The organism is Streptomyces sp. NPDC057654, from assembly GCF_042800135.1.
Classification (GTDB): domain Bacteria; phylum Actinomycetota; class Actinomycetes; order Streptomycetales; family Streptomycetaceae; genus Streptomyces.
The window spans coordinates 1-8,451 of the sequence record NZ_JBHVHQ010000341.1; the positions used below are offsets into that span (position 1 = coordinate 1).

The 8,451-nt window shown below is 75.6% G+C and carries 6 protein-coding genes and 1 pseudogene; 6 read left to right on the forward strand and 1 reads right to left on the reverse strand.

What is annotated here, in order from left to right:
- The 4 genes from dnaE to ACFU99_RS23640 form a co-directional block, all read left to right on the forward strand.
- Positions 1-2,833: DNA polymerase III subunit alpha (gene dnaE, locus ACFU99_RS23625; protein ID WP_384395079.1), on the forward strand; the 2,833-nt coding region annotated here is incomplete at its 5' end.
- On the forward strand, positions 2,830-3,927 hold the full coding sequence (locus ACFU99_RS23630) for a helix-hairpin-helix domain-containing protein (protein ID WP_384395081.1): 1,098 nt from the start codon (positions 2,830-2,832) through the stop codon (positions 3,925-3,927). The genes dnaE and ACFU99_RS23630, both read left to right, overlap by 4 nt.
- Before the next feature lie 142 nt (positions 3,928-4,069).
- Positions 4,070-5,002, forward strand: coding sequence for an esterase/lipase family protein (locus ACFU99_RS23635; protein WP_384395083.1), 933 nt, complete (start codon positions 4,070-4,072; stop codon positions 5,000-5,002).
- Between the two features lie 138 nt (positions 5,003-5,140).
- Positions 5,141-5,353 carry a hypothetical protein gene (locus tag ACFU99_RS23640; RefSeq protein WP_384395085.1) on the forward strand — a complete coding sequence of 71 codons (213 nt, stop codon included), beginning with the start codon at positions 5,141-5,143 and terminating at the stop codon, positions 5,351-5,353.
- 50 nt (positions 5,354-5,403) lie between these two features.
- Here ACFU99_RS23640 and ACFU99_RS23645 read toward each other — a convergent pair whose 3' ends face one another.
- The gene (locus tag ACFU99_RS23645) at positions 5,404-5,727 is read right to left on the reverse strand and encodes a nuclear transport factor 2 family protein (protein WP_384395086.1); all 324 of its coding nucleotides are present in this window, start codon (positions 5,725-5,727) and stop codon (positions 5,404-5,406) included.
- 272 nt (positions 5,728-5,999) lie between these two features.
- On the opposite strand from ACFU99_RS23645, the gene ACFU99_RS23650 reads away from it, so the two are divergent.
- Positions 6,000-7,538: a carboxyl transferase domain-containing protein gene (locus tag ACFU99_RS23650; protein ID WP_384395088.1), complete on the forward strand. Its 1,539-nt coding sequence runs from the start codon at positions 6,000-6,002 to the stop codon at positions 7,536-7,538.
- Between the two features lie 638 nt (positions 7,539-8,176).
- A pseudogene (locus ACFU99_RS23655) lies at positions 8,177-8,451 on the forward strand (siderophore biosynthesis protein); the annotation flags it as partial.

An 8,451-nucleotide genomic window follows, 5' to 3' on the forward strand; every position in this document is an offset into this window, starting at 1 on the left:
GGGCGTACGGGCCGTGCTGACCAACTCCACGCGCTACGCCGACCCCGGCCAGGGCCCGGTCGCCGACGTCCTGGACTCCGCGCGGCGGCTGGTGCCGATCGACCCGCGCAGACCCGAACTCCTCGACAGCGGCGAGCGCTGGCTCAAGGGCGCACGGGACATGGCGGCCGTCGCCGAGAAGATCACCGAGGCCGCCGGGCAGGGGCGGGGCGCCGCGCGGCGGCTGCTGGCCGAGACCGGCCGCACCGCCGCCGAGTGCGTCGTCGACCCCGAGGACCACCTGGGACTCGGCCACGTCCACTTCCCCGAGCCGCACCTCGTCGGCGCCCGGCACCGCACCGCCGCCCGTGTGCTGCGCTCGCGGTGCGCGGCGGGCCTGGTGCTGCGCCGCCACGACCGCGACCGCCGGTACTGGGACCGGCTCGCCGACGAACTGCGCGTCATCGAACACCACGGCTTCGCCTCGTACTTCCTCACCGTCGCCCAGGTCGTCGACGACACCCGCGCGCTCGGCGTCCGCGTCGCCGCGCGCGGCTCGGGCGCCGGGTCGCTCGTCAACCACCTGCTGGGCATCGCCCACGCGGACCCCGTCGAACAGGGGCTCCTGATGGAGCGCTTCCTCTCCGTCCGGCGGGCCGTGCTGCCCGACATCGACATCGACGTCGAGTCCGCCCGCCGCCTCGACGTCTACCGCGCGATCTTCGACCGCTTCGGCGCGGAACGGGTGGCGACCGTCGCCATGCCCGAGACCTACCGGGTGCGCCACGCCGTACGGGACGTGGGCGCGGCGCTGGGCATGGACCCCGCCCTCACCGACCGGCTCGCCAAGTCCTTCCCGCACATCCGGGCCAGGGACGCCCGCACCGCCCTGGCCGAGCTGCCGGAGCTGCGCGGCGTGGACCCCGACGGCACGAAGCACGGGCGGCTGTGGGAGCTGGTCGAGGCGCTGGACGCGCTGCCGCGCGGCGTCGCCATGCACCCGTGCGGGGTGCTGCTCTCGGACGCCACGCTGCGCGCCCGTACGCCCACCGTGCCCACCAGCGGCGAGGGGTTCCCGATGGCGCAGTTCGACAAGGACGACGTCGAGGACCTCGGGCTGCTCAAGCTCGACGTGCTGGGCGTGCGGATGCAGTCGGCGATGGCGCACGCGGTGGGGGAGATCGAGCGGGCCACGGGGGAGCGGGTGGACCTCGACGACCCGGCGCGGGTGGCGCCCGGCGACCCCCGGACGTACGAGCTGATCCGGACCGCCGAGACGCTCGGCTGCTTCCAGATCGAGTCGCCCGGCCAGCGGGACCTGGTGGGGCGGCTCCAGCCCTCGACCTTTCACGACCTCGTGGTCGACATATCGCTTTTCCGGCCGGGCCCGGTCGCCGCCGACATGGTGCGCCCCTTCATCGAGGCCCGGCACGGCCGCGCCCCGGTCCGCTACCCGCACCCGGACCTGGAGGGGCCGCTGCGCGACACGTACGGCGTGGTCGTCTTCCACGAGCAGATCATCGAGATCCTGGCGATCATGACCGGCTGCGACCGGGCGCTGGCCGAGGAGGGGCGGCGCGCGCTGTCGGACCCCGAGCGGCAGGGGCGGGTACGGGCCTGGTTCGAGCGGGAGACCGAACGGCGGGGGTACCCGCCGGAGGCCGTCCGACGCACCTGGGGGATCGTCGAGGCGTTCGGCAGCTACGGCTTCTGCAAGGCGCACGCCGTCGCCTTCGCCGTGCCGACCTACCAGTCGGCCTGGCTCAAGGCGCACTACCCGGCGGCCTTCTACGCCGGGCTGCTCACGCACGACCCGGGGATGTACCCGAAGCGGCTGCTGCTCGCGGACGCGCGGCGGCGGGGCGTGCCGATCCTGCCGCTGGACGTGAACCGGTCGGCGGCCGCCTATCGAATCGAACTGGTGTCCGGTAAGGGGGGTGGAACGGCCTTCGGGGTGCGGCTGGCCCTCGGCGACGTGCACGGCATCAGCGAGGCGGCCACCGACCGGATCGCGGCCGGCCGCCCGTACGCCTCGCTCCAGGACCTGTGGCGGCGCGCCCGCCCCGGCCGCCCCGTCGCCGAACGGCTCGCCCAGGTCGGCGCGTTGGACGCCTTCGGCCCCAACCGCCGCGACCTGCTGCTGCACATCGCCGAACTCCACCGCGGGCAGCGCGGCGCCGACCCCAGCGAACGGCAGCTCCCGCTGGAGGGCGGCACGCTCGCCGAACCCGCGGGCCTGCCCGACCTCGACGCGGACGAACGGCTCGGCGCGGAACTGGGCGTCCTCGGCATGGACGCCTCCCGCCATCTCATGGACGACCACCGGGAGTTCCTGGCCGAACTGGGCGCCATACCCGCGAAGCGGCTGCGCGACACGCGGCACGGCGAGACCGTGCTGGTCGCCGGGGCCAAGGCCGCCACCCAGACGCCGCCGATCCGCTCGGGCCGACGCGTCATCTTCACCACCCTCGACGACGGCAGCGGCCTCGTCGACTGCGCCTTCTTCGACGACAGCCACGCCGCGTGCGCGCACACCGTCTTCCACTCCTGGCTGCTGCTCGTACGCGGCGTGGTGCAGCGCCGCGGCCCCCGCAGCCTCAGCGTCGTCGGCGCCGCGGCCTGGAACCTCGCCGACCTCACCGCGCTGCGCCGGGAAGGGGGCCTGGCGGCGGTCACCGCGCTGCTCGCGGCGGAGCCGGGCGCGGCCGCCGATGCCGACGGCGCGGAGACCGCCCGCCGCATCCAGCTGCCCACCGGGTACGAACTGCACCCCTGGGCCGACCTCCAGCCCGCCGGCGACCGCGCCGCCACGGGCCGCAAGCTGTGGCACGCGAGCCCGGGGAGCGCGGGATGACGGGCCGCGGGGAGGCTGACGAGGCTCGTACGGGCGCGGGCGCGGTGACGTACCGGGAGGTCCGGGGCGAACCGGCCGCGCCGCACATCCTGTACGCGCGCTTCCACCGCCGCGCGCCCCACGCCCCCGCCCGCGGGCGGCCGGTCCCCCTCGGCGAAGAGAGCTACGGCGGGCTGCTCGCGATGCTGGCGGAGTTCTCGCCCGTGGTCGAGGCGCTGCCGCCCGACGCCGCGCTCGTCGATGTGCGGGGCGCCCGGCGGTACTTCGGGCGGGATGCCATCGGGCTCGCCGACCTCATCCGGCTCCGGGCGCTGGCGCTGCACGGGGTCGACTGCACGGTCGGGGCGGCGGCGAACCCGATGCTGGCGCGGATGGCCGCGCAGGACGGCCCGCCCGGCGCGGTGCGCACCCTGGCCGACGACCCGGCCGAGGTCGCGGCCTTCCTCGCCCGGAAACCCGCCGCGGCGCTGCACGGCGTGGGGCCGGCCACCGCCCGCACCCTGTGCGCGTACGGGCTCGACAGCGTCGGCCGGATCGCGGCCGCGCCGCCCGCCACCCTGCAACGCATCCTCGGCGCGAGCACCGGCCGCCGCATCCACGAGCGGGCGCGCGGCATCGACCCGACCCCCGTCACGCCGAACGCGCCCGCCCGCTCGCTCAGTGCCGAACACCGCTTCGACGGCGACGAACTGGACCCCGGCCGCAGGCGCCGCGCGCTGCTCACGCTCGCCGACGGGCTCGGCTCCCGGCTGCGTACGAGCGGGCAGACCGCCCGCGGCCTCGCGCTGACCGTGCGCTACGCGGACGGCTCCACGACCGTACGGGCCAGGGCCCTGGAGGAGCCGACCGCGCACACCCCGGCGCTGACCGCCGCCGCGTACGCGCTGCACGCGGCGCTCGGCCTGGAACGGGCCCGGGTGCGGGCGGTGGCGCTGCGGGCGGAGGACCTGCGGGACGCCGACCGGACCGCGCGCCAGCTGACGTTCGACCCCGACGACGACAAGGCGCGCCGCGCCTGGGCGGCCGTGGACCGGGCGCGGGCCCGCTTCGGCGCGGCGGCGGTCGGGCCCGCCGCGCTCCTGGACGTGGCGTGAGGGCTCCGTGCCGCTTTCTTCACAGGCGCATGCCTGGCCGTCTTCCTTACTCGTGAGTACCTTGACGTGCACTCGGCAAATCTGTGGTCCGGACCGCAGCGTGAGCCCCATCGCAACCTCCCACCACCTGCGAGGAGTCCACATGAAGCTGTCCCTGGGGCGCGCCCGCGGGCCGCTGGCCGCGCTCGCCCTGGCGCTGGCCGCGCTCACCGCGTCCGTGACGCCGGCCGGTGCGGCCGCCGCGCCGTCCGCCGCCGACGGAGCCCGTACCACCGCCACCTCCGCCGCCGCCTTCACCGCCACTTCCGCCGCCACCACTGCTGTCAGCCGCGGCTGGAACGACTACTCCTGCAAGCCCTCCGCCGCCCACCCCCGCCCCGTCGTCCTCGTGCACGGCACCTTCGGCAACTCCGTCGACAACTGGCTCGGCCTCGCCCCCTACCTGGTGGCGCGCGGCTACTGCGTCTTCTCCTTCGACTACGGGCAGCTCCCCGGCGTCCCCCTCTTCCACGGCCTCGGCCCGATCGCGGACTCCGCGAAGCAGCTGTCCGCGTACGTGGACAGGGTGCTGGCCGCCACCGGCACGCCCAAGGCCGACCTGGTCGGGCACTCGCAGGGCGGCATGATGCCGCGTCAGTACCTGAAGTTCCTGGGCGGCGCGGCCAAGGTGGGAGCGCTCGTCGGCATCGCCCCCGACAACCACGGCACGACGCTCAACGGCCTCACCAAGCTGCTGGACTACTTCCCGGGCGCGGCCGACGCGATCGGTCACTTCACCCCCGGCCTCACCGACCAGGTCGCCGGGTCCGCCTTCCTGAACCGCCTCAACGCGGGCGGCGACACCGTGCCGGGCGTGCGCTACACCGTCATCGCGAGCAAGTACGACGAGGTCGTCACGCCGTACCGCTCGCAGTTCCTCAGCGGTCCGGACGTCCGTAACGTCCTGCTCCAGGAGCTGTGCCCGGTCGACCTGTCCGAACACCTCGCGATCGGCCTGACGGACCGGCTGGCCTTCCACGAGACGGCCAACGCCCTCGACCCGGCCCACGCGACGCCGACCACCTGCTTCTCCTGAGGCCATTCGCGAAGCCAGGCGGAGGGATGGTTTCTGCTGACCGTCTCGCTCGTTGAGCCCTAGCTGATCTTGTTCGGCGAGATCAGCGAGATCAGCGGAATACGGGATATACGAGACAGGACAACAGAGGAGAACACCATGCGCAGAATGAGTGCCGCCCTGGCCCTGGCCATCGCCGTCGGCGGGCTCGGCGCGTCGGCGGCCGCCGCCCAGGCCGCCGCCCCGCAGGGACCGCCCTTCCCCTACGCGGACTGCCTCAAGGCGACCGCGAAGCACGGCGAGAGCCCGGCGCACGCGAAGTGGCACTGCGACCAGCTGGTCCAGAAGGGCTGGGTCAAGCCGCACAGCTGACCCGCCGCGCTCCGGGGCCGTTCCGCTCTCGCGGGGCGGCCCCGGGGTCGTCACGCCTGCCCGGTCTCGAAGCGGTCGACCTTGCCGTCCCCGACGGTGAACACCCAGCGCGTGCGCATCGCGCCCCACGTGTCGTTCCTGTAGACCGCGATCAGCGACCGCCCGCCGTCCGACTCGGACTCCACGTCCATATGGCCGTTCGAGGAGAAGATCTCCCGGTCCGCCCACTCGCCCAGGGCGCGGTCGGTGTCGTCGTCGGACATGGTCGCGCCGGGGGCCAGCGCCGCCCGGAAGGCCTGCTGGTCGTTGGCGTTGAGGGCGGTGACGAAGGCTCGTACGGCCGGGTCGGACAGGCTGTCGGCGGGGATGCTCACGGAAGGCCCTTTCGCTGGCGCGTTCACCGGCGCGCGTCCGGGCGCGCACGGCTGATCCCCGAGACCACCCACCCTCACACCGGGCCGCCACCCCCGCAACCGCACGCTCCGGCCCCTTCTCGCCACGGGTCCCGCACCGCCGCAGGGGCCGGCGATCCGGCGCTGCCGCCACGCGTCGGGGTGCGGCAGTACGGGCATGGCGGGCGCCCCGGGCGACCGTAACCCCTTGGGCCGTTGGCCCCGCCCGGTGGGGCGCGTGACAGGGTGATCCCATGACCGCACCGAGCCCCCGGACGCCCGCGCTGGAACTGATCGAAGCCGTCGTGGACCCCGGCAGCTGGCGCTGCTGGGACGAGCCGGCCGGGGCGCTCGACGACACGCCGGACCCCGACTACCGCGCGGACCTGCGCGCCGCGCGCGAGCGCACCGGCCTGGACGAGTCCGTGATCACCGGCGAGGGGCGGCTGCGCGGGCGCCGAGTGGCGGTCGTGGCCTGCGAGTTCCGCTTTCTGGCCGGGTCCATCGGCGTGGTGGCGGGGGAGCGGCTCGTACGGGCCGTGGAACGCGCCACGGAACTCCGGCTGCCGCTGCTGGCCGCCCCGGCGTCCGGGGGCACGCGCATGCAGGAGGGTACGGTCGCCTTCCTCCAGATGGTCAAGGTCGCCGCCGCGATCACCGACCACAAGGGCGCCGGACTCCCGTACCTCGTCTACCTCCGCCACCCGACGACGGGCGGCGTCCTGGCCTCCTGGGGCTCTCTCGGCCACCTCACCGCCGCCGAACCCGGCGCTCTCATCGGCTTCCTGGGCCCCCGCGTCCACGAGGCCCTCTACGGCGAACAGTTCCCGCCCGGCGTCCAGGTCGCGGAACACCTCCTGGCCCACGGCCTCATCGACGCCGTGCTTCCCGCGGAAGAGCTGGGGGCCGTCGCGGCGCGGGCGCTGGACGTCCTGTGCGCGGACGGGGCCCGTACGCGGCCGGAGGGGGCGACGGAGGGGAACGAGCTACCCGCCGGTGAGGCAGGCGAGCCGCCGTCCGCCGCCGAGTCGATCCGGCGGTCGCGGCTGCCGGGACGGATCGGTGTGCGGGAGCTGCTGGACGCCGTCGCCGCCGAGGTGACGCCGCTCAGCGGTACGGGGGCGGGGGAGCGGGACCCCGGGCTGCTGCTCGCGCTCGCCCGGGTGGGGTCCGTGCCCTGCGTGGTGCTCGGCCACGACCGCGGCAGCCGGCGCGCGGGCGAGGCCCCCGCCGGGCAGGCGCTCGGGCCCGCCGGGCTGCGGGCCGCGCGGCGCGGGATGCGGATCGCCGCCGAACTCGACCTGCCGCTCCTCACCGTCATCGACACGGCGGGGGCCGCCCTGTCGCGCGAGGCCGAGGAGGGCGGGCTGGCCGGGGAGATCGCCCGGTCGCTCGCCGACCTGGTGACGCTGTCCGCGCCGACGCTGTGCCTGCTGCTGGGCCAGGGCGCGGGCGGCGCCGCGCTGGCGCTGCTGCCCGCCGACCGGGTCGTGGCCGCCCGCCACGCCTGGCTGTCGCCGCTGCCGCCCGAGGGCGCGTCGGCCATCCTCCACCGGACCACGGAACGGGCGTACGAGGTCGCCGCCCGGCAGGGCGTACGCTCCGCCGACCTCCTCGCGAACGGCATCGTGGACCGGGTGGTGGAAGAAGGATGTGAAGGGGGCGACGGGGTCGCCTTCACCGATCGCCTCCGCGCCGTGCTCGCGGGCGAGTTGGCCGCGCTGCGCGCCCAGGAGCGCGGCGAGCGGCTCGCCGCCCGGCGGGCCCGGTACCGGCGCGTGGGGCTGCCGTAGTCCGGAAACGGTGAGCGGCGCGTGGGGCTGCCGTAGTCCGGAAACGGTGAGCGGCGCGTGGGGCTGCCGTAGTCCGGAAACGGTGCGTCGAGGGGCATGGACGCAGCGCAAATTGACAAAGTTAGGTATGCCTAACTTAGGGTCTGTCCTGTGAACCGGACCGATCTCGGAACCGCCCGGCATGCCGCCGTGCGCCCTGCGGCAACTCGCGGGCCCCGCCCGCCGATCGCGGCGCCCGCCGCGCCCGCCGTCCGTACGGCGCCGAGCCCGACCGCCACCGGCTCACGCACCCCTACGTCCACGTCCCCCGCCGCGGTCACGGCAGTGCCCGCCCGTGCCGCCGTCCGTACGCCCGGCGGCTCCGCGGCGCCCGCCGCCACCCCCCGCTCGTACGGTGGACGAAGGCCCCGAACACCCGGCCCGCGCGCCCGCGGCCGCGCCGACGCGACCCCCACCGGCCTGCCGGCGCCTGTCTGACGCGCACCGCCGCGCACCGCCACACGCACCACCCCACGCACCACCCCCGGCCTCCCGGCCCCCGGCACAACCGGCCCACCGGCCCCGCGCCACCCCTCAGCCGCACCGAGCCCCCACACGGCGCAGGCTGACGCTCCCTTCATCCGAAAGGCACGAATGTCGTGCGCCTCCACCTTCTCGCCCTCAACCCCACCGACTCCGTCACCGAGGGGTTCCTGCCCGCCGCCGCCCGCCTCGGGCTCGATGTCACGCTGCTCACCGACCAGCCCGACGCCCACCGCGCCGCGTACGACCGGTACGCGGACGCCGGCGGCTCGCTGCCCGCCGCGCTCGACCTCCAGCACTGCGACGTACGCGACTTCCGCGACGTCATCAGCCGCAGCGCCCAACTCGGCCCCGCCGACGCCGTCTTCACCAACAGCGACCACCTCCAGGC